General features: G+C 62.9%; 21 protein-coding genes. 13 read left to right on the forward strand and 8 right to left on the reverse strand.

Going from position 1 to position 22,829, the window contains the following annotated elements; translation table 11 throughout:
• Window positions 1–319: 319 nt before the first annotated feature.
• Genes QR290_RS27610 through pilG form a run of 6 tightly spaced genes read right to left on the reverse strand, consistent with a single transcriptional unit; the run spans window position 320 to window position 10,185 of the window.
• Window positions 320–787, reverse strand: a complete 468-nt coding sequence (locus QR290_RS27610) for a chemotaxis protein CheW (protein WP_289203989.1) — start codon at window positions 785–787, stop codon at window positions 320–322.
• Complete coding sequence (locus tag QR290_RS27615; protein ID WP_289203990.1) at window positions 780–6,695, reverse strand: Hpt domain-containing protein; 5,916 nt, start codon at window positions 6,693–6,695, stop codon at window positions 780–782. Before QR290_RS27615 ends, QR290_RS27610 begins: the two co-directional genes overlap by 8 nt.
• Before the next feature lie 35 nt (window positions 6,696–6,730).
• Window positions 6,731–8,791 carry a methyl-accepting chemotaxis protein gene (locus QR290_RS27620; protein WP_289203991.1) on the reverse strand — a complete coding sequence of 687 codons (2,061 nt, stop codon included), beginning with the start codon at window positions 8,789–8,791 and terminating at the stop codon, window positions 6,731–6,733.
• A 13-nt stretch (window positions 8,792–8,804) separates the two neighbouring features.
• On the reverse strand, window positions 8,805–9,344 hold the full coding sequence (locus tag QR290_RS27625; RefSeq protein ID WP_007953327.1) for a chemotaxis protein CheW: 540 nt from the start codon (window positions 9,342–9,344) through the stop codon (window positions 8,805–8,807).
• A 10-nt stretch (window positions 9,345–9,354) separates the two neighbouring features.
• Window positions 9,355–9,720 (reverse strand): twitching motility response regulator PilH, encoded by a 366-nt coding sequence (gene pilH, locus QR290_RS27630; RefSeq protein WP_289203992.1) that lies wholly within the window; start codon window positions 9,718–9,720, stop codon window positions 9,355–9,357.
• Window positions 9,721–9,780: 60 nt separating this feature from the next.
• Complete coding sequence (gene pilG / locus QR290_RS27635) at window positions 9,781–10,185, reverse strand: twitching motility response regulator PilG (protein WP_007953330.1); 405 nt, start codon at window positions 10,183–10,185, stop codon at window positions 9,781–9,783.
• Window positions 10,186–10,676: 491 nt separating this feature from the next.
• Between pilG and gshB the strand changes: the two genes are divergently transcribed.
• The 7 genes from gshB (at window position 10,677) to QR290_RS27670 (ending at window position 16,588) form a co-directional block, all read left to right on the forward strand.
• Complete coding sequence (gshB, locus tag QR290_RS27640) at window positions 10,677–11,627, forward strand: glutathione synthase (protein WP_007953331.1); 951 nt, start codon at window positions 10,677–10,679, stop codon at window positions 11,625–11,627.
• A 107-nt stretch (window positions 11,628–11,734) separates the two neighbouring features.
• The gene (locus QR290_RS27645; RefSeq protein ID WP_289203993.1) at window positions 11,735–12,634 is read left to right on the forward strand and encodes an energy transducer TonB; all 900 of its coding nucleotides are present in this window, start codon (window positions 11,735–11,737) and stop codon (window positions 12,632–12,634) included.
• Between the two features lie 59 nt (window positions 12,635–12,693).
• Window positions 12,694–13,266: a YqgE/AlgH family protein gene (locus tag QR290_RS27650; RefSeq protein ID WP_085689619.1), complete on the forward strand. Its 573-nt coding sequence runs from the start codon at window positions 12,694–12,696 to the stop codon at window positions 13,264–13,266.
• A complete protein-coding gene (gene ruvX, locus QR290_RS27655) occupies window positions 13,266–13,703 on the forward strand; it encodes a Holliday junction resolvase RuvX (RefSeq protein ID WP_007953334.1) in 438 nt (145 codons plus the stop codon). Before QR290_RS27650 ends, ruvX begins: the two co-directional genes overlap by 1 nt.
• Window positions 13,704–13,784: 81 nt before the next feature.
• Entirely contained in the window at window positions 13,785–14,288 is a 504-nt protein-coding gene (pyrR, locus tag QR290_RS27660) for a bifunctional pyr operon transcriptional regulator/uracil phosphoribosyltransferase PyrR (RefSeq protein WP_007953335.1), read from the forward strand.
• A gap of 27 nt (window positions 14,289–14,315) precedes the next feature.
• A complete protein-coding gene (locus QR290_RS27665) occupies window positions 14,316–15,320 on the forward strand; it encodes an aspartate carbamoyltransferase catalytic subunit (RefSeq protein ID WP_007913665.1) in 1,005 nt (334 codons plus the stop codon).
• Window positions 15,317–16,588, forward strand: a complete 1,272-nt coding sequence (locus QR290_RS27670) for a dihydroorotase (protein WP_085746690.1) — start codon at window positions 15,317–15,319, stop codon at window positions 16,586–16,588. The genes QR290_RS27665 and QR290_RS27670 overlap by 4 nt, the downstream gene beginning before the upstream one ends.
• 35 nt (window positions 16,589–16,623) lie before the next feature.
• Here QR290_RS27670 and QR290_RS27675 read toward each other — a convergent pair whose 3' ends face one another.
• Window positions 16,624–17,058, reverse strand: coding sequence for an NINE protein (locus QR290_RS27675; protein ID WP_115079505.1), 435 nt, complete (start codon window positions 17,056–17,058; stop codon window positions 16,624–16,626).
• Between the two features lie 249 nt (window positions 17,059–17,307).
• Between QR290_RS27675 and QR290_RS27680 the strand changes: the two genes are divergently transcribed.
• Window positions 17,308–17,925, forward strand: coding sequence for a C40 family peptidase (locus QR290_RS27680; protein WP_007953345.1), 618 nt, complete (start codon window positions 17,308–17,310; stop codon window positions 17,923–17,925).
• Between the two features lie 48 nt (window positions 17,926–17,973).
• On the opposite strand, the gene QR290_RS27685 is transcribed toward QR290_RS27680, so the two are convergent.
• Window positions 17,974–19,008 (reverse strand): type IV pilus twitching motility protein PilT, encoded by a 1,035-nt coding sequence (locus QR290_RS27685; protein ID WP_007953348.1) that lies wholly within the window; start codon window positions 19,006–19,008, stop codon window positions 17,974–17,976.
• Between the two features lie 194 nt (window positions 19,009–19,202).
• Between QR290_RS27685 and QR290_RS27690 the strand changes: the two genes are divergently transcribed.
• The 5 genes from QR290_RS27690 (at window position 19,203) to metX (ending at window position 22,824) form a co-directional block, all read left to right on the forward strand.
• Window positions 19,203–19,889 (forward strand): YggS family pyridoxal phosphate-dependent enzyme, encoded by a 687-nt coding sequence (locus tag QR290_RS27690; protein ID WP_289203994.1) that lies wholly within the window; start codon window positions 19,203–19,205, stop codon window positions 19,887–19,889.
• Between the two features lie 23 nt (window positions 19,890–19,912).
• Entirely contained in the window at window positions 19,913–20,731 is an 819-nt protein-coding gene (proC, locus tag QR290_RS27695) for a pyrroline-5-carboxylate reductase (protein ID WP_115079507.1), read from the forward strand.
• 10 nt (window positions 20,732–20,741) lie between these two features.
• Complete coding sequence (locus QR290_RS27700) at window positions 20,742–21,332, forward strand: YggT family protein (protein ID WP_011336374.1); 591 nt, start codon at window positions 20,742–20,744, stop codon at window positions 21,330–21,332.
• Window positions 21,329–21,619, forward strand: a complete 291-nt coding sequence (locus QR290_RS27705; RefSeq protein WP_289203995.1) for a DUF167 domain-containing protein — start codon at window positions 21,329–21,331, stop codon at window positions 21,617–21,619. Before QR290_RS27700 ends, QR290_RS27705 begins: the two co-directional genes overlap by 4 nt.
• A gap of 65 nt (window positions 21,620–21,684) precedes the next feature.
• Window positions 21,685–22,824 (forward strand): homoserine O-succinyltransferase MetX, encoded by a 1,140-nt coding sequence (gene metX / locus QR290_RS27710; protein ID WP_115079509.1) that lies wholly within the window; start codon window positions 21,685–21,687, stop codon window positions 22,822–22,824.
• The last annotated feature ends 5 nt before the right edge of the window (window positions 22,825–22,829 follow it).

Genomic DNA, 22,829 nt, shown 5'->3' on the forward strand with positions numbered 1-22,829 from the left:
CTCACTCCACGGGGTTCGCTGTCGTGGAGCTACCTTAGGAGTGTCGGGTGGGGGCATCAATCAAGCGCGGCGGTGAATCATTACGGTCAGCGTAATGATCAAGAGCCGCCCTCACCCTAGCCCTCTCCCGGAGGGAGAGGGGACTGACCGTGGGATATTGGCGAGATGCACCGAGGTGAACGATTTGCAGCGAATCCATAATCGACTGGTTTTTTCAGGTTGATGGAAAACGTCAGACACCTCGGTCGGCCCCCTCTCCCTCCGGGAGAGGGCTGGGGTGAGGGAAAGGGGGAAGAGGCAACACAAAACTCAAGCGAACTTAGACCAACCCCGCATCCACCAACAACGTCTCCAATGCCAACAAATCCGGCACCTTCGCCACCTGCTCCCCCACCTGCACCGCCGCCTGCTCCAGCGCACACAGCGGCACGTCGACATAACTCAACTGACTGTCGAGCTTGTACGAGCGCGGAATTCCCTGCACCAGCAGCGCGATGAACTTCAACTCCGGCCGCCCGCCGAGGGCATTTAGGATGACGATTCGCGCCCGTTCGCCAATGACGATCTTGTTGCCGCACGCCGACTCGAAACTCAGCAGCGGAATCTGCCGCTCGCGCCAGGTCACCCGGCCGAGATACCACGGCGGTGTGTCGAGATCGAAGGCGCTGGACTGGTAGTCGATCAGCTCGGCAACGGCGACGTTGGGCAGGATCAGGTTGCGATCCGCCAGCGGCAGCAGCAGCCCGGTGAGTTGGCTGGAGCGTTGGTTGTGACGCCGTTCATGCATGTTTTTTGCTCCACAGGGCGATGCTTTCGAGAAGCACCGATTCCTGGTACGGCTTGCCGAGGTAGTCGTTGACGCCGATGGCCATCGCGCGGTCGCGGTGTTTTTGGCCGGTGCGCGAGGTGATCATGATGATCGGCAGGTGTTGCAGGCGTTCGTCATGACGCACCTGGGTCGCCACTTCGAAGCCGTCCATGCGCGGCATTTCGATGTCGAGCAGCATCAGGTCGGGCATGTGTTCTTCCAGCAGCAGCATCGCATCGACCCCGTCCTTGGCAGTCAGCACGTTCATGCCGTGGCGTTCGAGCAGACGGCTGGTGACCTTGCGCACCGTTACCGAATCGTCGACCACCATCACCAGCAACGGCTTCTGCGGTTCGCTCTCGATTTCATGGCTGGCCGGACGCTGCGGCAACCGTGCCTGCATCGCGCGGATCGGCGCCAGCAGGTCGAGAATCAGCACCACTCGGCCATCGCCGAGAATCGTCGCCCCGGACACACCCTGCACCGACGCGAACTGCGGGCCGAGACTCTTGACCACGATCTCGCGGGTACCGGCCATCGTATCGACCTGCACCGCGATGTGCCGGTCGTTGCACTGCACCAGCAAGACCGGCACCGGCAGGCTCTGGCCGGACAGTTTCGGCCGTGGCGCGGTTTTCAGCAGCTCGCCGAGGTAGCACAGTTCATAACGCTGACCGCCGTACTGATAACTCGGCGGATCGAGACGGAAATGCCCGTCCAGTTCATTCGGCAGCACGCGGACGATGCCGTCGATGGTGTTCAGCGGAATCGCATACTGATCCTCACCGCACTGCACCATCAGCGCACGGTTGACCGACACGGTGAACGGCAGGCGAATGCGGAAGTGCACGCCCTGCCCCGGCACCGAGTCGATACTCATGGTGCCGCCCAGTTGCCGGACTTCTTCGTGCACCACGTCCATGCCCACGCCGCGCCCGGAAATCTGGGTGATTTTCTCGGCGGTGGAAAAGCCTGGCTGGAGGATGAACTGCAACACCTCGCGGTCGCTGATCTCGGCGTCCGGCGCCAACAGGCCGCGCTTGATCGCCTTGCGCCGCACGGCGTCCAGCGGCACGCCTGCACCATCGTCGCGGATGTCGAACACGATGTCGCCGCCCTCGCGAGACAGGTCGAGGCTGATCTGCCCTTGCGCCGGTTTGCCCGCCGCCAGCCGGACTTCGGCGGACTCCAGACCATGGTCGACGGCATTGCGCAGCATGTGCTCCAGCGGTGCGGCCATGCGTTCGAGGACATTGCGGTCCATCTCGCCTTCGGCGTTGCCGACGCTGAACGCGACGTCCTTGCCCAGCTCTTCGGCGACCTGCCGGACGATACGTTTCAGACGCGGCAACATGCGCTCGAACGGCACCATGCGCGTGCGCATAAGACCTTCTTGCAACTCGGTGTTGATCCGGCCCTGCTGCTGCAACAGGTTCTCCGCGTCGTGGGTGCGCCGGTCGAGGGTTTCCTTCAGATCCAGCAAGTCGGAGGCGGACTCGAACAGCGCCCGTGACAGCTGCTGCAACTGCGAATGGCGGTCCATTTCCAGCGGGTCGAAGTCTTCGTAGCCGAGGCGTTCGGCGTCCACTTGCTGACGACTGAGGATCCGCCCCTGGGTTTCGGTGTCGAGCCGGCGCAACTGGTCGCGCATCCGCTCGATGGTGGTTTCCATCTCGTGCAAAGCGGTCTGCGCATCGCTGACTTGCTGTTCGATTCGCCCACGGAAAATCGAGGTTTCGCCGGCAAGGTTGACCAGTTCATCCAGCAACTCGGCGGAGACCTTGACCATGTCCGCCCCCGCCTCGGGCACCGGGGCAGCAGGCTCGACCTTGACCGCCACCGGCGGCACGGACGCCGGTGTTTGCACAACCACCGGATGGCTGAAATTCTGGATCGCGCTGATCAACCGGTCTGCCGGTGGGCACGGCTGGCCGGCACGTACCGCATCGAGCATCTGCGCCAAGCGGTCATGGCCGCGCTGCAACAGCGCAAACAGTTCGGCGCTGCCTTGCAAGGTGCCGGCGGACAGGCTTTCGTAAAGGTATTCCAGCTCGTGGGCGAGATCGCCGATCGGGCCGATCTCCACCATCCGCGCGCCGCCCTTGAGGGTGTGCAGGTCGCGCAGCAGGGTTTCCACTTCCTGGCGATTGCCGGGCTCGGCCTGCCAGCGCAGCAGCGCGGCGCCGGAGTTTTCGATGATGTCGAAACCTTCTTCGAGGAAGATCTCCAGCAGCTCCGGATCGTGTCCGGGGCCATCCTGCGTGACGCCGGCTGACGGTGTTTCGGGACTGGCGCTCGGGCCCTGACGGAAACCGCGAATCGCCTCGATCAGGTCCTGCGCCGGATCCAGCGGCTGGTGCTGGTGCAACAGTTCGAGGAACTGTGCCAGACGCTCGTGGCTCTGGCGCAGCAATCGGTCGAGGGCTTCGCTGTGGCTGTAACGACGATCCACCAGCCCTTCGTAAAGGCCTTCCAGCTCATGGGCCAGATCGCCGACCGCCGCCACCTCGGCCATCCGCGCGCCGCCCTTGAGCGTGTGCAAATCCCGTTGCAACGACGACAGCGGTGCGCCGTTTTCCGGATCCTTCAACCAGCGCTGCAAGGCTTGGCCGGCGCTGTCGAGAATGTCCACCGCCTCTTCGAGGAAAATCTCGACGATCTCGTCATCCGGCCCGTTGTCGACACCGTGCTGTTGCAGTTCGGCGGTGGCGCTGCCCAGTTCGCGGATGCTCAGGGTGCGGCTGCCGTCACTGCGGATCAGGCCCATGGACGACGGGTCGAGGCTCTCGTCGAGCAGTTCGTGCAAGGCGCGGATGCGCTGCGGTTGCGGGGTGATTTCCTGGCCGGCGGCCAGTTCGTCGAGCATGTTGATCAGCGCTTCGTGAGCCTGCTGCGCCTCATGGAAAAACCGCTCGCTGACCGCCAGGCTGCTTTCTTCGACGGCGCCGTACAGATCGAGCAAGGCTTCGCACAGCACATCCACCGGCAGCAGATCCGCCAGGTGCGCGCCCTCGCCCAGGGTAGTCAGCTCATCCAGCAGAGCGCTGAGTTCCTGACGTTCGCCGGGGTGCTGCTGCCAGCGCTGCAAAAGGTTTTCGGCGTCGAGCAGGATGTCCATGCCCTGAGCCAGAAAGTTGTTGATCAGTTGCGGATCGCGCTTGACCCGCAACGCACTGCTGGGGGCGTTGAGGACCGATTCCAGGCGCTCGCTGAGCAGGGTTTCGGTGCGTTTGATCAACGACTGCGCGCCGACAATCGGCGCCAGCGGATCGTGTTTGAGCTGACGCAGACCGACGCGGAACAGGCCCTCGGCTTCGAGCAGCAGTTCCACTTCGTCGAGGTCCAGCGCCAGTTGATGGGCCTTGAATTCCCGGGCCAGTTTATCGAGCGGCGCCGCCAGTTCGGCAATCGGCGAAACTCCCGCCATCGACGCGCTGCCCTTGAGTGTGTGCAGCGCGCGCTGCAACTCGTCGCTAGCCTGTAGCGGCATATGCTCGGCGGCCTGATCGAGGAAGCGATTGAGGCTGGCGAGGTGGGTTTCGGCTTCGTTGCGAAAGATCTCCAGCAACAGCGGATCGAGGGCTGCAACGTCTTCCACGTCTTCGGCCGGCAGCGGCGTATCGCCCTTGGCCAGCGCATGGGCGCGGGCCGCCAGTTGATCGACATCATGGCGCTGACGCTGGCCGTTGGTGGCGAATTCGGTGATCAGGTCCGGCAACAGCAGAAGTGTGTCGGCCAGCAACTGGCGCACCGCCGGGCCGGGTTCGACGCTGTGTTCCAGCACGCGGTTGAGCAGGTTTTCCACCGCCCAGGCCAGCTCGCCGAGGACCAGCGCGCGCACCATCCGGCCACTGCCCTTGAGGGTGTGGAAAGCGCGGCGCAGTTCACTCAGGGCAGCGCGATCATCGGGCTCGGCAGACCAGCGCGGCAGGTATTCGCTCAGCACCTCGAGCACTTCCCCGGTCTCTTCGAGGAACACTTCGCGCAGCTCGTCATCCACCGGTTCTTCGTCGGCCGGTGGCGGCAGCAGACTGCCCGGCGTGGTCAAGGCCGGCGGGTTGACCGCCGACACCGGGCTGGCCAGCACTTCGGCCAACGACTGCACGATCTGCGGATCGTCCAGCTCCTGCAAATCCTGCATCACCAGGGCTTCACTGGGGCTGAGCACATCGTCGAGCACCGGCACATGCGGCTCGCCGGGCTGTTCGTCAGGAAAGAAGCCGAGACTGGCGAGGCTTTTCTGCGCGATATCCAGCAAGTGTTCGCTGGGTGCCTGCGGGTCGTCGGTCAGGCGCTCAAGGTAGTACTCGAGGCTGCTGATGGCGTCGGCAAGGCTGTCGAGTTGTTGCCAGCCCGGCTCGTGAGGGTCGAGCAACAGATGCTCGCGGATAAATCCGTTGCAGGCTTCGAGGAGGCTTGCCGCTCGCGTCAGCGGAATCATCGCCAGCGCGCCCCGAACTTGGGTCAGCAGTGCCGGCAGGCTTTGCAGTTGCTGGCGATCCCAGTCGGCGTCGATGTAGTCGACGATCATGTCCTTGGCCTGTTGCAGGCAGATGCGCGCTTCCTTGATCACGATCTGATGGATCTGCGTCAGGTCGGTAGTCGGCAGGCGCGAGTCTTCCGGGCTCTCCGGTTCCACTGTGCCAACCATCCCGGCCAGCGTCGCCTCGACGTAGAGCAAGGCGCCGGCGACGTCCATCAGCGTGGCGTCGTTCGGTTCGCGCTGGCCTTGCGCAAGGCTCAGCACCACCGCCAGTTGATCGATGATGACCTTGCGCGGCTGGCCGAAACCGAGCACCGCCAGGGTGTCGGCGATCTGCCGCAGCGGCGCCAGCAGGCTGTCCAGATCCGAGGCGTGCTGACGGTCGCTGCGCACGAACAGGTCGAGGCGTTCCTTGACCCGCACCAGCTCTTCGCACAGCGCCGCGAGCACCGAGCGCATGGCATCACGGTCGGGGCCGGCCAGGCGCGCGCGTTCTTCGTCGACCATCGCGCTGTCGGGCAGCGCGTCGTCCAGGGAGTAGCGATCTTTCATGGTCAGCATCTGCCCGGTGGGATGTTCGGCTTTGGCGATATAAAACAGCAGGCTTTTCAGCAGTTCAGGCGGTGGCGGCTGGTTGAGGCCGGGCATGCCTTGGTCGAGCAGGCGCTTGAGTTCCTTGTCGGCGTCCTTGAACAGGCTGCGCAGGGCCGGGCTGTTGGCGATCCGCCCTTCGCGCATGCCTTCGACCAGCGCCGAGGCGACCTGCCACAACGGGCTCAGCGGCGAGTGACCGCTGAGTGCTTCAAGCCGGGTAAAGACCTTGGCCAGGTAACCGAGGTGCGTCTGGTCGTCCTGCTCGCGGAGCAATCCGACCAGCGCCATTTGCAGCATCTGGCGCAACTTGCGCAGCACATTCGGCAGCTCTGCCGGTTCAAGCAGCGCCAGGGTTTCCTCGCCCAGCGGCGCCAGCTCGGGCAACTGCGGGCTGAACAGGCTGGTTTCCGACAACAGGCTTTCGCCCCGGGCGCTGCGCAAGTCGTTGATCAGCGGCAGCACCACCAGCGGCAGGTCACGGCGGGCGCCCTGCACGCGGTCGAGGTAGATCGGCAACTGACCCAGCGCCTGCAACAGCAAGTGCAGCGCTTCGTCGCGGTGGCTGACGCGGTCGTTCTGCAACGCTTCGACCAGGTGTTCCATTTCTTCGGCAAGCAATGCCGCGCCGTAGAACTCGACCATTTGCAGGCTGCCGTGGACCTGATGGATGCAGGCCAGGCATTCGTCCAGCCCCGGCACCGACTGCGGATCGTCGAGCACGGCTTCGATGGCCTGATGCGCCTGCCTCAGCGTCTCGGCTATTTCACCCTTGACCCATTCGAGGGCCACGTAGTCGTGCCGGTCACCCATAACCACTCCGCTCGACATGGACTCGCCCGCAGGCCTCACGCCTTGTCCGCGACGGGCGCAGGCGCCGCCGGCAAGGTGAACCCGGACACCGAGCGCCGCAACTGGCTGGCCATTTTCGCCAGGTTGCCGATGCTCTCGGCGGTGGCCGTGGAGCCGGACGAGGTCTGCGAGGTGATCTGCTGGATCACGTTCATCGTCAGGGAAATCTGCCCGGCCGAAGACGTCTGCTGCTGCGCCGCATTGGAAATGCTCTGGATCAGCGCCGCGAGGATCTTGGACACGCCTTCGATTTCTTCCAGGGCCACACCGGCATCCTGCGCCAGCCGTGCGCCGCGCACCACTTCGGTGGTGGTCTGTTCCATGGAAATCACGGCTTCGTTGGTGTCGGTCTGGATCGCCCGCACCAGCGTCTCGATCTGCCGGGTCGCGGCGGACGAACGCTCGGCCAGCCGTTGCACTTCGTCGGCCACCACCGCGAAACCGCGCCCGGCATCACCGGCCATCGAGGCCTGGATTGCCGCGTTGAGGGCGAGAATGTTGGTCTGGTCGGCAATGTCATCGATCAGGCTGACGATGTCGCCGATTTCCTGGGACGACTCGCCCAGGCGCTTGATGCGCTTGGCGGTGTCCTGGATCTGTTCGCGGATGTTGTCCATGCCATGGATGGTGTTGTGCACCACCTCGTTGCCCTTGTTGGCGATCTCCACCGAACGCTCGGCCACCGCCGAAGATTCGGCGGCGTTGGCCGACACCTGATCGATGGACTGGGCCATGTCGCTGATCGCGGTCGAGGCTTCGGAAATCTGCTGGGCCTGATGCTCCGAGGCCTGGGCCAGGTGCATCGCGGTGGCCTGGGTTTCCTGCACCGCAGCGGCGACCTGGCCGGCGGTGAGATTGATGGTCGCCACCAGATCACGCAACTGATCGACCGAATAGTTGATCGAGTCGGCGATGGTCCCGGTGAAGTCTTCGGTCACCGAGGCGGTCACGGTCAGGTCGCCGTCGGCGAGGTCTTCGATCTCGTCGAGCAGGCGCATGATCGCGTTCTGGTTGCGTTCGTTTTTCTCGGCGGTCTCGCGCAACTGACGGTTGGTTTCCCGGACCATGACCATGCCGATCAGGATGATCGAAGCCAGCGCCAGCAGGCCCAGCACGTAACCGCCAATGGTATCGGTGCTGCGACCGCCGGCGAGGTTTTCGAAACCGGTGGCCAGGTGCGAGGCTTCGTCGAGCAGGGTCTGCGACAGGCTGAAGATATTGGTGGCCGACTCACGGACCTTGAACAGCTCCGGCGAGGTTTCGAGGATTTCATCCACCGAACCCGAGACGAACTGGAACAGCTCGGAAATCTCGCTCAAGCGAGCGCGGGCATCGCGGTCTTCGACCTGGCTGATCTTCAGGGCCGGGTTGCCCTGCAGCATGCCGTTAAGCACCTGACCGAAGCGCGCGGCATCGCGACCGAAGGCATCGGCGGCCTGCTGCGAGTTTTCATCGCCGGAGAGCACGGTGTTCACCGCGCCGAGAATCCGTTCGGCCAGCAGCGACTGACGCTGGGCCATCGCCACCTGCGCCGCCGGAGCGCCGCGTTGCAGGAGGATTTCCACGACCTTTTCGTATTCGATCTGCAATTGCGGCACGGTTTCGGCCAGGGTCGCGGCCACCTGATGCAGGGACAGCACGGTCTGTTCGCTGGAGAGAATTGCGTCGGTGTTTTTCAGCAGGCGTTCCCAGTCCAACTGCACGGCGCGCATTTCCGGGCGCACGGTGGACGGCGCGGGCGGCAGGCCGGTGGCCGGGTCGCCTTTCTTCAGGTAGCCCCAGCGTTGGGCGAAGTCGTTGCGCGCATCGCTCAACAGTTTGAACGCGGCGGCCTTGCCGGCAGCGGCTTCGGTGGCGTTCTTGGCGATCCGCTGCGACAACACCCGCAGCTCGCCGGCGTGGCCGATGTACTGCTTGTCGTAGTTGGCCTGGGTGTTGAGGTAAGCGAAGTTGGCGAACAGCAGCATGATGAACACGATCAGTGCGATGAACAGCACGATGATCTGCGAGCGGCTGCGCGAGCCTTCTGCGGGCTTGCCTGTTTTTGCTTTGATCATCGGTCCTCGCCTGTTAAACCGCGACGTGCATGAAACTCGGTGACTGCGCCAGCGCAAACAGGCTGAACACCCGCCAGTTCTGCTCGCGCCGGAAATAGCCCTTGATGAACTCGCCCTTGGAGCCTTGCCGCTTACTGATCGAGACGGATTCGAAACTGTCCTGCTCGAAGTGCTGCAGGCCGAAGACTTCATCGACCAGCAACCCGGCAAACACGTCCTGATGCTCTACCACCAATACCCGCCGCTGTTTGCGCATCGGTGACAGTTCATGGCCGAAGAATCCGCACAGGTCCATGACCGGCAGCAGGCGTCCGCGCAGATTGGCCACGCCCTTGACCCATGGCTTGACGCCCGGCAACTGGGTGACGCGCAGTTCGGGCAGCACTTCGCTGACTTCGCCCATCGGCGTGACGTACCAGTGCTCGCCCAGACGAAAGCCGATGCCGCTCCAGCGATCCTGGCGCGCCGGTTGCGACGGCAGGTCCGCCGCCAGCAGGCGACAGCGCTGGTCGATCTGCCACAACAGTTCGAACGCGGTCAGCGACTCGCTCATGGCGGCGCGATCAACCGGCCAGCACGTTGTTCAGGGTCTTGATCAGCGTGTCTTCGTCGACCGGTTTGGTCAGGTAGTCCTTGGCGCCCTGGCGGGTGCCCCAGACCTTGTCGGTTTCCTGATCCTTGGTGGTGATGATGATCACCGGGATGTGGCTGGTTTCCGCATCCTTGGTCAACTGACGGGTGGCCTGAAAGCCGTTGAGGCCGGGCATGACGATATCCATCAGCACCGCGTCGGGTTTTTCCTGGCGGGCCAGGGCCACGCCGTCGGCGCCGTTTTCGGCTTTCAGCACTTTGTGCCCGTGCTTTTCCAGCATGCCGGTGAGTTTGTACATTTCGGTCGGCGAATCATCGACGATCAGGATACGTGCCATGGTCTTCCCCATTTTTCTTGTCGACACCGGGCCCGCTGGCCGAGCGTCTCTGTGCGTGTCTTACTGCGGCAAAGCGGCAGCGAAGCCCGGAACATGGGCCGAAATCGCGTCGAGCAGTTCTTCCTTGCTGAAAGGCTTGGTCAAAAATTGATCGGAACCGACAATCCGCCCCTTGGCCTTGTCGAACAGCCCGTCACGGGACGACAGCATGATCACCGGCGTGCCCTTGAACGCGTTGTTGTTCTTGATTAAAGCGCAGGTCTGATAACCATCCAGACGCGGCATCATGATGTCGACAAAGATGATCCCGGGATGGTGGTCGGCGATCTTCGCCAGGGCGTCAAAACCGTCGATCGCGGTGATGACTTCGCACCCTGCATTTTTCAACAGGGTCTCGGCGGTGCGACGAATCGTTTTCGAGTCGTCGATCACCATGACCTTCAAGGCGCTGGACTGCTGTTCCATAAGGGGGCTCTACCGTCGCCTTTGCGAATCAATTTGTCCGTTTTGCGATGACTGATGGCTGGAAACCCTTGATGCTCAAGGGCAGGGGGCGTTCTCAGCTGGTTTCCCCTCCGCGCCGGGTCTGCTGTTGTGCAGGGCAAGGCGCGAGAAGCGTAGTTTGGTCATTCCAAATAAGCTTCGAGCAACGCAGCCCTGCACAACAGCAGGCCCGGCCCTTCGGGTTGTGCCTAAAAACGGCCCAGGCTGCGTTGCAGGCCTTGGAAAGGGAACAACCATTCCCTGCGGCCCGCGCCTTGCCTGGGCCGTTTTTAGGCGACAACGCGGAGGGGAAACCAACTGAGAACGCCCCCTGGCACGATTGGGAGCCTTTTTAGCACAGTCTCCAGACGCAATCTATCGACGGGTTTTTCCTTGACCGAAAACCCGCCCGGCGCCACTCTGGCGGCACTTTTTTCATACCGATCCGGTAGCCAATTTTCGAGGAAAACCCAATGAGCGTTCGCGTCGGGATTGTCATGGACCCTATCGCCAGCATTTCCTATAAAAAGGATAGCTCGCTGGCCATGCTGCTGGCGGCGCAGAAGCGCGGCTGGGAACTGTTCTATATGGAACAGAAAGACCTTTATCAGGGCGAAGGCCAGGCACGGGCGCGGATGAAACCGCTGAAAGTCTTCGCCAACCCGGAAAAATGGTTCGAACTGGGCACCGAGCAGGATTCGCTGCTGAGCGACCTGAACGTGATCCTGATGCGCAAGGATCCGCCGTTCGACATGGAGTTCGTCTACTCCACCTACCTGCTCGAACAGGCCGAGTCCGCCGGGGTGCTGGTGGTCAACAAGCCGCAGAGCCTGCGCGACTGCAACGAAAAGCTGTTCGCCACCCTGTTCCCGCAGTGCACGCCGCCGACCGTGGTCAGCCGCCGCGCCGACGTGCTGCGTGAATTCGCCGCCAAACATGGCGATGTGATCCTCAAGCCGCTGGACGGCATGGGCGGCACCTCGATCTTCCGTCACCGAGCCGGCGACCCGAACCTCTCGGTGATTCTGGAAACCCTGACCGCCCTCGGCGCCCAGCAGATCATGGGCCAGGCCTACCTGCCGGCGATCAAGGACGGCGACAAGCGCATCCTGATGATCGACGGCGAGCCGGTGGATTACTGCCTGGCGCGGATTCCGGCCCAGGGCGAAACCCGTGGCAACCTCGCGGCCGGTGGTCGTGGCGAAGCCCGTCCGTTGACCGACAAGGATCGCTGGATCGCCGCCCAGGTCGGCCCGACCTTGCGCGAAAAAGGCCTGCTGTTCGTCGGCCTGGACGTGATCGGCGAGCACCTGACCGAAATCAACGTCACCAGCCCGACCTGCATCCGCGAAATCGACAATGCCTTCGGCACCGATATCGGCGGCCTGCTGATGGATGCCATCGAGAAAAAGCTGCAAGCTTGATGTGCATCACATGCAGCCTGTCGCTTGATGCTTGAAGCCCAAGGCGTGAAACCAACATTGCGTTATCATGCGCGGCCTGTGAAAAACGCGATGTTGGTTTTCTTGTCATGACACTTCCGTCCGATCTGCCCGCTGAACTCGCCCATAAAGGCGTGCGCCCGGTCGATCGCCTCGGATTTACCCTGTTTCTCGCGGCGCTGATCCATTTGGCGCTGCTGCTCGGCGTGGGGTTCACCATGGTCGAGCCCAAGCAGATCAGCAAAACCCTGGAAATCACCCTCGCCACCTTCAAGAGCGAAAAGAAGCCGGCGAAGGCCGATTTCCTCGCCCAGGAAAACCAGGAAGGCAGCGGCACCCTCGACAAGAAGGCGATCCCCAAGACCACCGAGGTCGCGCCTTTCCAGGCAAATGAAGTCAAGAAAGTCACCCCGCCGCCGGCCGCCAAGCCGGAAGTGCAGGAAGCCGCGCCCAAGGCGGCCGTGACTACTGTCGCGCCGAAACCGAAAAAGGCGCCGACCAAGAAAGAAGAGGCCAAGACCGAGACCAAACCGACGGTCGATGCCCCGACTTTCGACAGCTCGCAGCTCTCCAACGACATCGCCAGCCTTGAAGCGGAACTGGCCAACGAACAACAGCTGTACGCCAAGCGCCCGCGCATCCACCGCCTGAGCGCCGCGTCGACCATGCGCGACAAGGGCGCCTGGTACAAGGACGAATGGCGCAAGAAGGTCGAGCGCATCGGCAACCTCAATTACCCCGACGAAGCCCGGCGCAAGCAGATCTACGGCAATCTGCGCCTGATGGTGTCGATCAACCGCGACGGCTCGCTGTATGAAGTGCTGGTGCTGGAGTCTTCCGGCCAGCCGCTGCTGGATCAGGCAGCGCAGCGCATCGTGCGCCTGGCAGCCCCGTTTGCACCGTTTACCGGGGACCTGTCGGACATTGACCGGCTGGAAATCATCCGCACCTGGAAATTCGCCCGGGGCGACCGGCTGTCCAGCAACTGAGCCGATCTTTTGCCCGCTCCAGCTTGTCAGTTCGCCCCCCGAACGCCACACTAGCGCACATGAAAAACGTCAGCCCCAGCTACCTCAAGCATCACTTCCTGATCGCCATGCCACACATGGCCGACCCGAACTTTGCCCACACCTTGACCTACATCGTCGAGCACACGGCCAATGGCGCCATGGGACTGGTGGTCAACCGACCGCAAGAGCTGAATCTGGCCGACATTCTCGAACAATTGCGCCCGGACATCGATCCGCCAGCGCTGTGCCAGCATGTGCCGATCTTCATCGGCGGCCCGGTGCAGACCGATCGCGGTTTTGTCCTGCACCCGGCCGGCCAGACCTTCCAGGCAACCGTCGAGCTGGACGGCGATCTGGCCCTGTCGACCTCGCAGGACGTGCTGTTCGCCATCGCCGATGGCGTAGGCCCGGCCAAAAGCGTCATCACCCTCGGTTACGCCGGTTGGGAAGCCGGGCAACTGGAGGCCGAGCTGGCCGACAACGCCTGGCTGACCTGCCCCTACGACGCCGACATCCTGTTCAACACCAGCAGTGAACTGCGCCTGGAAGCGGCGGCCAGGCACCTGGGGATCAACCTCAGCCTGCTGACCAGCCAGGCAGGACACGCCTGATGGCCCTGCGCCTGATCCTCGGCTTCGACTACGGCACCAAACAGATCGGCGTGGCGGTCGGCCAGGTGATTACCGGCCAGGCCCGCGAACTGTGCACCTTGAAGGCGCAAAACGGTGTGCCGGACTGGAATCAGGTCGAAGCCCTGATAAAGGAATGGAAACCCGACGCCGTGGTGGTCGGCCTGCCGCTGAACATGGACGGCACGCCCAGCGAGATGTGCGCCCGCGCCGAAAAATTCGCCCGCCGCCTCAACGGCCGCTTCAACCTGCCTTTCTATACCCACGACGAACGCCTGACGACCTTCGAAGCCAAGGGCGAACGACTGGTGCGCGGCGGACAGAAAGGCAGCTACCGCGACAACCCGGTGGACGCCATCGCCGCCGCCCTGCTGCTGCAAGGCTGGCTCGACGAAAACACCGCACTATTTGAATCCTGACAAGCGCTACGGCGCTTTTCTTTTGGTTACAACCCGAGCCCCGGTTCGCGAGAACCGGCTCGACCCCAAGAAGGAGCAACCATGAGCCTGCCCAATCCCGCCGATCTGATCAGCCAGATGGCGACCCGCCTCAAGGCGCACCTTGCCCAGCGTGACATCAGCGAACCGCGTTACATCGGCATCCGCACCGGCGGCGTCTGGGTCGCCCAGGCCCTGCTCGCAGAGCTGGGCAGCGACGCGCCATTGGGCACGCTGGATGTTTCCTTCTACCGCGACGACTTCAGCCAGAACGGCCTGCACCCGCAGGTGCGCCCGTCCGCCCTGCCCTTCGAAATCGAAGGCCAGCATCTAGTGCTGATCGACGACGTACTGATGAGCGGTCGGACTATCCGCGCCGCCATGAACGAACTGTTCGACTACGGCCGCCCGGCCAGCGTGACGCTGGTCTGCCTGCTGGACCTGGACGCCGGCGAATTGCCGATTCGCCCGAACGTGGTCGGCGCGACCCTGTCGCTGGCCGCCCACGAGCGGGTCAAGCTGTCCGGCCCGGAGCTGGCCCTCGAACTGCAAGACCTTGCCCTTTAATCCGCCCTATTGAGAGTCCCCCTCGCGATGACGCCTCTAGATACCAAGCGCCCGCTGCAGCTCAATGATCAGGGCCAGCTGCGCCACTTCCTCTCGCTCGACGGCCTGCGCCGCGAGTTGCTGACGGAAATCCTCGACACCGCCGACTCGTTCCTCGAAGTCGGTGCCCGGGCCGTGAAGAAGGTCCCGTTGCTGCGCGGCAAGACCGTGTGCAACGTGTTCTTCGAAAACTCGACCCGCACCCGCACCACCTTCGAACTGGCGGCCCAGCGGCTGTCGGCGGACGTGATCACCCTGAACGTGTCGACCTCGTCGGCCAGCAAGGGCGAAACCCTGCTCGACACCCTGCGCAACCTCGAAGCCATGGCCGCCGACATGTTTGTCGTGCGCCACGGCGACTCGGGCGCTGCGCACTTCATCGCCGAACATGTCTGCCCGCAAGTGGCGATCATCAACGGCGGCGACGGCCGGCATGCGCACCCGACCCAGGGCATGCTCGACATGCTGACCATCCGTCGCCACAAGGGCGGCTTCGAGAACCTCTCGGTGGCCATCGTCGGCGACATCCTGCACTCGCGGGTGGCGCGCTCGAACATGCTCGCCCTGAAGACCCTCGGTTGCCCCGACATCCGCGTGATCGCACCGAAGACCCTGCTGCCGATCGGCATCGAGCAGTACGGCGTGAAGGTCTACACCGACATGACCGAAGGCCTGAAAGACGTCGACGTGGTTATCATGCTGCGCCTGCAGCGTGAGCGCATGACCGGCGGCCTGCTGCCGAGCGAAGGCGAGTTCTACCGCCTGTTCGGCCTGACCACCGCGCGCCTGGCCGGCGCCAAACCCGACTGCATCGTCATGCACCCGGGGCCGATCAACCGCGGCGTGGAGATCGAGTCAGCGGTGGCCGACGGCCCGCACTCGGTGATCCTCAATCAAGTCACCTACGGCATCGCGATCCGTATGGCCGTGCTGTCCATGGCTATGAGCGGACAAACAGCGCAGCGCCAATTCGAGCAGGAGAACGCCCAGTGAAGCTCAGCATTCTCGGCGCCCGCGTCATCGATCCAAGCAGCGGCCTGGATCAAATCACCGATATTCACGTTGAAGCCTGCAAGATCGTCGCCCTCGGCGCTGCACCGGCCGGTTTCACCGCCGTCGAAACCATCGACGCCCAAGGCCTTGTCGCCGCTCCGGGTCTCGTCGACCTGAACGTCGCCCTGCGCGAGCCGGGCTACAGCCGCAAAGGCACCATCGCCAGCGAAACCCGCGCTGCTGCGGCCGGCGGCGTGACCAGCCTGTGCTGCCCGCCGAAAACCAGACCGGTGCTCGACACCTCCGCCGTGGCCGAGCTGATCCTCGACCGCGCTCGCGAGGCCGGCAACACCAAGGTGTTCCCGATCGGCGCGCTGAGTAAAGGTCTGGATGGTGAACAACTGGCCGAGCTGGTGGCCCTGCGCGACGCCGGTTGTGTGGCGTTCGGCAACGGCCTGGAAAGCTTCCGCAACACCCGCACCCTGTGCCGGGCGCTGGATTACGCGGCGACCTTCGACCTGACGGTGATCTTCAATTCGCAGGATCACGACCTGGCCGACGGCGGCCTGGCCCACGAAGGCGCCACCGCCAGTTTCCTCGGACTGCCAGGCATCCCGGAAACCGCTGAAACCGTGGCCCTGGCCCGGGATCTGCTGCTGGTCGAGCAAACCGGCGTGCGTGCGCACTTCAGCCAGCTGACCAGCGCTCGCGGCGTGGCCCTGATCGCTCAGGCCCAGGCCCGCGGTTTGAAAGTCACGGCGGATGTCGCCCTGTATCAGCTGATCCTGACGGACGAAGCGCTGATCGACTTCAGCAGCCTGTATCACGTGCAACCGCCGCTGCGCACCCGCGCCGACCGCGACGGTCTGCGCGAGGCGGTGAAGTCCGGCGTGGTCTCGGCCATTTCCAGCCACCACCAGCCGCATGAGCGCGATGCCAAACTGGCACCGTTCGGCGCGACGGAGCCGGGCATCAGCAGCGTCGAGCTGTTGCTGCCGCTGGCAATGACGCTGGTCGAAGATGGTCTGCTGGACCTGCCGACCCTGCTGGCCCGCCTGAGCGCCGGCCCGGCCGAGGCCCTGCGCCTGCCGGCGGGCAAACTGGCGGTCGGCGGCGCGGCGGATATCGTGTTGTTCGATCCGAAGGCTTCGACCGTGGCCGGCGAAACCTGGCTGTCGAAGGGCGAAAACTGCCCGTTCCTCGGCCATAGCCTGCCGGGTGTGGTGCGGTACACGCTGGTGGATGGCCGAATCAGCCATCAGGCATAAAAAAGTGGCGAGGGAGCTTGCTCCCTCGCCATCTCTTACTGAAAGGCGCCGCGCCCTTCGGCGTTACGCACCGACACCTGATCGTTCAGCGTCCAGAAGTCATACAGCACCCCCAGAAAGAACAACCCGCCGGTCAGCAGGTACAGCAAACCTGTGATCCACTTGCCCTGATACATCCGGTGCACGCCGAACGCGCCGAGGAAGGTCAGGAGAATCCAAGCCACGTTGTACTCGATAGGGCCCGCGGCGAAACGCAGGTCGGCTTCGCGATCCATCGCCGGGATCAGGAACACGTCGATCAGCCAGCCGATCCCCAGCAACCCGAAGGTGAAAAACCAGATCGTGCCGGTCACCGGTTTGCCGTAATAGAAGCGGTGCGAGCCTGTGAAACCGAAAATCCACAACAGGTAGCCGATCACCTTGCTATGGGTGTCTTTTTCCTTCACACGGGGCAGCTGATAGCCGTTCATTAAGACCTCGATACACGCGATAGATAAATATTCTTTAATTCTTTGTGACTTTTTTACAGGTAGCCGACGTATGGCAAATGCTACCGTGTCTCCCGTCAAAGCCTTATAGCACCGGACTTCTGTCCGACAATTGCGTCTTTTTGCCGCTTATTTGGTTCCGTTGGCACCCTATTGAATCGACCAACGGCCTCGGAAGTGACAAAAAAGCTGTTATAAAGTTGCGCGCTAACACACCAAGAGCCCTGCCTAATGCGTCCATTTTTCAAGACATGGCTAACCATTTGCCTATTAATGCCACTGGCCGCCCACGCCACCAATCGTGAGCAACGTCTTCCAAACGTTAACGGTTTCACCCCCAAATCCCATGCCTCTGCTCCTTCGAACAAAGGCAAACAGGTCAAACACACCACGCTGAGCAGCAACGGCCGCAGCAAGCTGGTGCCACCGATGGCGACCAAGGAAAGCAGCAACGTCCTGAGTCGCGCGGTAAACGTCCTCGGCACGCCATACCGTTGGGGCGGCAGCAGCCCGAGTAAAGGCTTCGACTGCAGTGGTCTGGTGAAATACGCGTTCAACGACGCCACGTTCGATCTGCCACGCACCTCGAACGCCATGGCCAGCGGTCACGGCGAGAAAGTCGAACGCAAGGACCTGAAGCCGGGCGACCTGATTTTCTTCAACATCAAGAGCCGTCGGGTCAATCACGTTGCCATCTACCTGGGCAACGACCGTTTCATCCATGCGCCACGGCGCGGCAAGTCGGTGAGCATCGACACACTGAACAAGCCGTACTGGGAAAAGCATTACGTCGTAGCCAAACGCGTATTGCCGAAAGAACAGGGGCAGATGCGCGTCGTTCAGCGCTGATTGCTCAGACACAAAAAATCGCAGCCCACGGGCTGCGATTTTTTTTGCCTAGAAGTTATCCGGCGTGCGCGCCTTTTCCCGCGCATGTTCGCGGCTGATCAAGCCCTTGGTCACCAAATCCTTCAGGCACATGTCGAGTGTCTGCATCCCCAGCGAGCCGCCGGTCTGTATCGCCGAGTACATCTGCGCCACCTTGTCCTCGCGGATCAGGTTACGGATCGCCGACGTCCCCAGCATGATCTCGTGCGCCGCCACCCGGCCGCCGCCGATCTTCTTGATCAGCGTCTGCGAGACTACGGCCAGCAACGACTCCGACAGCATCGAGCGCACCATGGACTTTTCGTCCCCGGGGAACACGTCCACCACCCGGTCGATGGTCTTGGCCGCCGACGTGGTGTGCAGCGTGCCGAACACCAGGTGCCCGGTTTCGGCAGCGGTCAGCGCCAGGCGGATGGTTTCCAGATCACGCATCTCGCCCACCAGGATCACATCCGGATCTTCGCGCAGCGCTGAACGCAACGCGGTGGCGAAACTGCGGGTATCGCGGTGGACTTCACGTTGATTGATCAGGCATTTGCGTGATTCGTGGACGAATTCGATCGGATCTTCGATGGTCAGGATGTGGTGATGACGGTGAGTGTTTAGGTAATCGATCATCGCCGCCAGCGTCGTGGACTTGCCGGAGCCGGTCGGTCCGGTCACCAGCACCAGCCCGCGTGGCGCATCGGTGATCTTGCGAAAGACGTCGCCCATGGCAAGGTCTTCCATGCTCAGCACTTTCGACGGAATGGTCCGGAAAACCGCACCGGCACCCCGGTTCTGGTTGAAGGCATTGACCCGAAAGCGCGCCACGCCGGGGACTTCGAAGGAAAAGTCGGTTTCCAGATGTTTCTCGAAGTCCACCCGCTGGGTGTCGTTCATGATGTCGTAGATCAGCTCGTGCACTTGCTTGTGATCCAGCGCCGGCAGATTGATCCGCCGCACGTCGCCATCCACGCGGATCATCGGCGGCAGACCGGCCGACAGGTGCAGGTCGGAAGCGCCCTGTTTGGCGCTGAAGGCCAGCAGTTCAGTGATATCCATAGCGTCCCTCAATTCCAGTAGAATGCCGCGAACCTTCAGACCGCTGGCGCCAAATCCTGCCTGAAAAGTCGCCGAACGATGATCAGGCAAGGCAAAAGTCGGCGAAGAAGCGGAGTTGACGTCAGTCAATGAGCATTCTGAGGCGACTTTTAACGCCGCATGATCGAGTGCAGGCACTTTTCAGGCAGGATTTGATGTCCACGATAGCAGACAACATCGCCCTCGTTAGTTCACGCATTCATGCCGCCACCGCTGCCGCCGGGCGCGATGAAAACAGCGTCCAGCTGCTGGCCGTGAGCAAGACCAAACCGGCACAAGCCCTGCGCGAAGCGTACGCCGCCGGCCTGCGCGACTTCGGCGAGAACTACCTGCAAGAGGCCTTGGGCAAACAGCTCGAACTGGCCGACCTGCCCTTGATCTGGCACTTCATCGGCCCCATTCAGTCGAACAAGACCCGCTCGATTGCCGAGCATTTCGCCTGGGTGCACTCCGTGGATCGTCTGAAAATCGCCCAACGCCTGTCCGAGCAGCGCCCGACGGATCTGCCGCCACTGAACATCTGCATTCAGGTCAACGTCAGCGGTGAAGCCAGCAAGTCCGGCTGTACCTCGCAAGACCTGCCAGCCCTGGCCCAGGCCATCAGCGCCCTGCCGCGCCTGAAGCTGCGCGGGTTGATGGCGATTCCCGAGCCGACTGAAGATCGCGCCGAGCAGGATGCTGCATTCGCCGCCGTTCAGACATTGCAGGCCGGCCTCGATCTACCGCTCGACACACTTTCCATGGGCATGAGCCACGACCTCGAGTCGGCCATTGCCCAAGGCGCGACCTGGGTCCGTATCGGTACGGCCCTGTTCGGCGCCCGCGACTACTCCCAATCTTGAACATTTCCAGATAAGGACCTGACATGAGCAACACGCGTATTGCCTTTATCGGTGCCGGCAACATGGCCGCCAGCCTGATCGGCGGCCTGCGGGCCAAGGGTCTGGAAGCTGCACGGATTCGCGCCAGCGATCCGGGTGAAGAAACCCGCGCCAAAGTCAGCGCCGAACACGGCATCGAAACCTTCGCCGACAACGCCCAGGCCATCGACGGTGCCGACGTGGTAGTACTAGCGGTCAAGCCACAAGCCATGAAGCTTGTGTGTGAAGCGATTCGCCCGAGCCTGAAACCGAATCAACTGGTGGTCTCCATCGCCGCCGGCATCACCTGCGCCAGCATGACGGCCTGGCTTGGCGAACAGCCGATCGTGCGCTGCATGCCGAACACCCCGGCGCTGCTGCGTCAGGGCGTGAGCGGCTTGTACGCCACCAGCGCAGTGAGCGCCGAACAACGCCAGCAGGCTGAAGAGCTGCTGTCCGCCGTGGGCATCGCCCTGTGGCTGAACGAAGAGCAGCAACTGGACGCGGTCACCGCCGTTTCCGGTTCCGGCCCGGCGTACTTCTTCCTGCTGATCGAAGCCATGACCGCCGCCGGCGTCAAGCTCGGCCTGCCGAAGGAAACCGCCGAGCAACTGACCTTGCAGACCGCTCTGGGCGCCGCGCACATGGCGGTTTCCAGCGACGTCGACGCCGCCGAACTGCGCCGCCGCGTGACCTCGCCGGCCGGCACCACGGAAGCCGCGATCAAATCGTTCCAGGCCGGCGGCTTCGAAGCCCTGGTGGAAAAAGCACTCGGCGCCGCCGCGCACCGCTCGGCCGAAATGGCCGAACAACTGGGCAAATAAGGAGCCTTACATGATTGGATTGAACACCGCAGCGGTCTACGTGCTGCAAACCCTCGGCAGCCTGTACTTGCTGATCGTGCTGCTGCGCTTCGTCCTGCAACTGGTGCGGGCGAACTTCTACAACCCGCTGTGCCAGTTCGTGGTCAAGGCCACTCAGCCGCTGCTCAAGCCACTGCGCCGGATCATCCCGAGCCTGTTCGGCCTCGACATGTCGTCGCTGGTACTGGCGATCCTCGTGCAACTGGCGCTGATGGCGCTGACCCTGCTGCTGACCTACGGCACCACCGGCAACCCGCTGCAACTGTTGATCTGGTCGTTGATCGGTGTGACGGCGCTGTTCCTGAAGATTTTCTTCTGGGCCATGATCATCAGCATCATCCTGTCCTGGGTCGCACCGGGCAGCCACAATCCGGGCGCCGAGCTGGTGAACCAGATCTGTGAACCGGCCCTGGCGCCGTTCCGCCGCATCCTGCCGAACCTAGGTGGTCTGGACCTGTCGCCGATCTTCGCCTTCCTTGTGCTGAAGCTGATCGACATGCTGGTGATCAACAACCTCGCGGCGATGACAATGATGCCGGAAATCCTGCGCCTGCTGATGTGAGCTGGTTTCGCTGGGACGGTGACGATCTGATTCTGGAATGTCACCTGCAACCGGCCGCCCGCAGCGATGATTTCTGCGGGCTGCACGGTGATCGCCTGAAGATCCGCCTGACCGCCCCGCCGGTCGAGGGCAAGGCCAATGCCTATCTGATGGGGTTTCTGGCCAAGGCTTTTGGGGTATCCAAGAGCCAGATCAGTTTGCTCAGCGGGGAGTTGAACCGGCAGAAGCGGGTGCGCATCAGCGCACCGAAAAAGCTGCCGGATCTGCCGGGGCTCTGCCGCCCCTGATCGTTGCTTGCCGCTAACCCCACCGGTCTTTAGACTTACGCCTCATTTCAACGAGAGCAGGGTCGATGCCAGCTGCCTTTCCCCCCGATTCTGTTGGTCTGGTGACGCCGCAAACGGCGCACTTCAGCGAACCGCTGGCCCTGGCCTGCGGCCGTTCGCTGACCGATTATGACCTGATCTACGAAACCTACGGCACGCTGAACGCGCAAGCGAGCAACGCCGTGCTGATCTGCCACGCCCTGTCCGGCCACCACCACGCTGCGGGTTACCACAGCGTCGACGACCGTAAGCCCGGTTGGTGGGACAGCTGCATCGGCCCCGGCAAACCGATCGACACCAACAAGTTCTTCGTGGTCAGCCTGAACAACCTCGGCGGCTGCAACGGTTCTACCGGCCCGAGCAGCCTCAACCCGGACACCGGCAAGCCGTTCGGCGCCGACTTCCCGGTGCTGACCGTGGAAGACTGGGTGCACAGCCAGGCACGCCTGGCCGACCTGCTCGGCATCAGCCAGTGGGCCGCGGTGATCGGCGGCAGCCTCGGCGGCATGCAGGCGCTGCAATGGACCATCACTTACCCGGATCGCGTACGCCACTGCCTGGCCATCGCCTCGGCCCCCAAGCTGTCGGCGCAGAACATCGCCTTCAACGAAGTGGCGCGCCAGGCGATCCTCACCGACCCGGAATTCCACGGCGGCTCGTTCCAGGAACAGGGCGTGATCCCCAAGCGCGGCCTGATGCTGGCGCGGATGGTCGGGCACATCACCTACCTGTCCGACGACTCGATGGGCGAGAAATTCGGCCGTGGCCTGAAGAGCGAAAAGCTCAACTACGACTTCCACAGCGTCGAGTTTCAGGTCGAAAGCTACCTGCGCTATCAGGGCGAAGAGTTCTCCGGGCGCTTCGATGCCAACACCTATCTGTTGATGACCAAAGCGCTGGACTACTTCGATCCGGCGGCGAACTTCAACGACAACCTGGCGAAAACCTTCGAAGGTGCAAAAGCCAAGTTCTGCGTGATGTCGTTCACCACCGACTGGCGCTTCTCCCCGGCCCGCTCGCGGGAACTGGTGGACGCGCTGATGGCCGCACGCAAAGACGTCAGCTACCTGGAAATCGATGCGCCGCAGGGCCACGACGCCTTCCTGATTCCGATCCCGCGTTATTTGCAGGCGTTCGGCAATTACATGAACCGCATTACGTTGTGAGAAAG

The organism is Pseudomonas fluorescens (assembly GCF_030344995.1).
GTDB lineage: Bacteria > Pseudomonadota > Gammaproteobacteria > Pseudomonadales > Pseudomonadaceae > Aquipseudomonas > Aquipseudomonas fluorescens_BF.

What these genes read in the sequence shown, in the direction of transcription:
- QR290_RS27610 (WP_289203989.1), bottom strand. Translation starts at nt 787, where the DNA reads ATGCATGAACGGCGTCACAACCAACGCTCCAGCCAACTCACCGGGCTG.
- QR290_RS27615 (WP_289203990.1), bottom strand. Translation starts at nt 6,695, where the DNA reads ATGGGTGACCGGCACGACTACGTGGCCCTCGAATGGGTCAAGGGTGAA.
- QR290_RS27620 (WP_289203991.1), bottom strand. Translation starts at nt 8,791, where the DNA reads ATGATCAAAGCAAAAACAGGCAAGCCCGCAGAAGGCTCGCGCAGCCGC.
- QR290_RS27625 (WP_007953327.1), bottom strand. Translation starts at nt 9,344, where the DNA reads ATGAGCGAGTCGCTGACCGCGTTCGAACTGTTGTGGCAGATCGACCAG.
- pilH (WP_289203992.1), bottom strand. Translation starts at nt 9,720, where the DNA reads ATGGCACGTATCCTGATCGTCGATGATTCGCCGACCGAAATGTACAAA.
- pilG (WP_007953330.1), bottom strand. Translation starts at nt 10,185, where the DNA reads ATGGAACAGCAGTCCAGCGCCTTGAAGGTCATGGTGATCGACGACTCG.
- gshB (WP_007953331.1), top strand. Translation starts at nt 10,677, where the DNA reads ATGAGCGTTCGCGTCGGGATTGTCATGGACCCTATCGCCAGCATTTCC.
- QR290_RS27645 (WP_289203993.1), top strand. Translation starts at nt 11,735, where the DNA reads ATGACACTTCCGTCCGATCTGCCCGCTGAACTCGCCCATAAAGGCGTG.
- QR290_RS27650 (WP_085689619.1), top strand. Translation starts at nt 12,694, where the DNA reads ATGAAAAACGTCAGCCCCAGCTACCTCAAGCATCACTTCCTGATCGCC.
- ruvX (WP_007953334.1), top strand. Translation starts at nt 13,266, where the DNA reads ATGGCCCTGCGCCTGATCCTCGGCTTCGACTACGGCACCAAACAGATC.
- pyrR (WP_007953335.1), top strand. Translation starts at nt 13,785, where the DNA reads ATGAGCCTGCCCAATCCCGCCGATCTGATCAGCCAGATGGCGACCCGC.
- QR290_RS27665 (WP_007913665.1), top strand. Translation starts at nt 14,316, where the DNA reads ATGACGCCTCTAGATACCAAGCGCCCGCTGCAGCTCAATGATCAGGGC.
- QR290_RS27675 (WP_115079505.1), bottom strand. Translation starts at nt 17,058, where the DNA reads ATGAACGGCTATCAGCTGCCCCGTGTGAAGGAAAAAGACACCCATAGC.
- QR290_RS27680 (WP_007953345.1), top strand. Translation starts at nt 17,308, where the DNA reads ATGCGTCCATTTTTCAAGACATGGCTAACCATTTGCCTATTAATGCCA.
- QR290_RS27685 (WP_007953348.1), bottom strand. Translation starts at nt 19,008, where the DNA reads ATGGATATCACTGAACTGCTGGCCTTCAGCGCCAAACAGGGCGCTTCC.
- QR290_RS27690 (WP_289203994.1), top strand. Translation starts at nt 19,203, where the DNA reads ATGTCCACGATAGCAGACAACATCGCCCTCGTTAGTTCACGCATTCAT.
- proC (WP_115079507.1), top strand. Translation starts at nt 19,913, where the DNA reads ATGAGCAACACGCGTATTGCCTTTATCGGTGCCGGCAACATGGCCGCC.
- QR290_RS27700 (WP_011336374.1), top strand. Translation starts at nt 20,742, where the DNA reads ATGATTGGATTGAACACCGCAGCGGTCTACGTGCTGCAAACCCTCGGC.
- metX (WP_115079509.1), top strand. Translation starts at nt 21,685, where the DNA reads ATGCCAGCTGCCTTTCCCCCCGATTCTGTTGGTCTGGTGACGCCGCAA.